The 1151-nt window shown below is 61.6% G+C and carries 1 protein-coding gene; it reads left to right on the top strand.

Translation table 11 applies throughout. The features are described 5' to 3' along the window. Positions 1-58: 58 nt before the first annotated feature. On the top strand, positions 59-1150 hold the full coding sequence (locus IEY21_RS16635) for a transposase (RefSeq protein WP_188905456.1): 1092 nt from the start codon (positions 59-61) through the stop codon (positions 1148-1150). The last annotated feature ends 1 nt before the right edge of the window (position 1151 follow it).

Raw genomic sequence — 1151 nt, 5'->3', positions numbered from 1 at the left:
CTCAGGAGTTGCACCTGCATAACGACGCCAAAGCGCTCCCAGCCGAGAGAATCTGGGAGTGTCGAAGTCACAGATTCTGGGGGAGCGCGTCCGCATTCTGGCAGACGAGTTCCTGGCCATCCCCACCACGTCCTACCAACAGCGCAGCCTGCAGGCTGCGCTGTTCATGTTCCTGGACACCGCGACAAAAACCGCACTCCACCGAGCTGAACTGGTCAGTAAGAGTGCGCTGAGTCGTCTCCTGAACGAATACCCCTGGGATACGGCCCAGGGCTGGACGATCCTGCACCGTGCCCAGTGGGATGCACTGCACCTGGCCGCCAGACGAAAACATCGTCCCCTCCTACGGCTGAGCGTCGACCTGACCAGCATCGAAAAGAAGGGCAGCGTACTGCCCTTCGTGCGCGTCTACAACAAAGTCCACGGCATCCACCTTGTCGTTCTCTTTGCCCAGTTTGGCGCGGTGAAGTTCCCGGTGGGCTACCGGGTGTACAAGGGCAAAGGAACGGCGACGCCGGTGACCCTGGCCCGAGAGCTGCTGCGCACGGTGCCGGACGCCATCCGGCGGCGATTCCGCGTCCGTGTGCTGGCCGACAGCGGATTCGAATCCGCTGTCTTCCTGGATGAGGTTCGGCACCTGGGGTTCGAGTTCGTCGTGGGCGTCCGGTCAACCCGACAGACCATGCATCCTGGGGGCGTCACGGTGGCCGACTGTCCGCATGGCGGGTACGTCGAGTTGAAGAACTGGCCCCATGACACCCTGGTGCTGGGTCGTGTCGACCGGGGAGACCGGACATTTCATGCGGTCTCGTCAGAGCTGATCGTGGGCGACGAGGTGGTCGCTGAGGGCAAGGAGCGGTGGAACGAGGAATCGTTTTTCAAAGAGGGCAAACACCAGTTTGGCCTGGCGCAGTTCGCACTGCGAACTGCTGTGGGACTGGACCGTTGGGTCCTGCTGGTGTTCCTCGCGTGGACGCTGGCGATCCTGCACCGGAAAACCGGCATGACCCTGGAAGCGTGTGCCGTGCTGGCTCTAGTGACGGTACTGCCACAGGTGTACTTGAACCGGCTGCTCCGGATCTTCAGTAAAAACGCAGAATTCCTCGGCCAGCACGGATATTCACTGCGCTATGCAAGGTGCAACTCCTGAG

It is taken from the genome of Deinococcus aerophilus (assembly GCF_014647075.1).
Lineage (GTDB): Bacteria > Deinococcota > Deinococci > Deinococcales > Deinococcaceae > Deinococcus > Deinococcus aerophilus.
The sequence above is the reverse complement of the archived record's forward strand: the minus strand, read 5'-3'. Positions and strand labels throughout refer to the sequence as shown.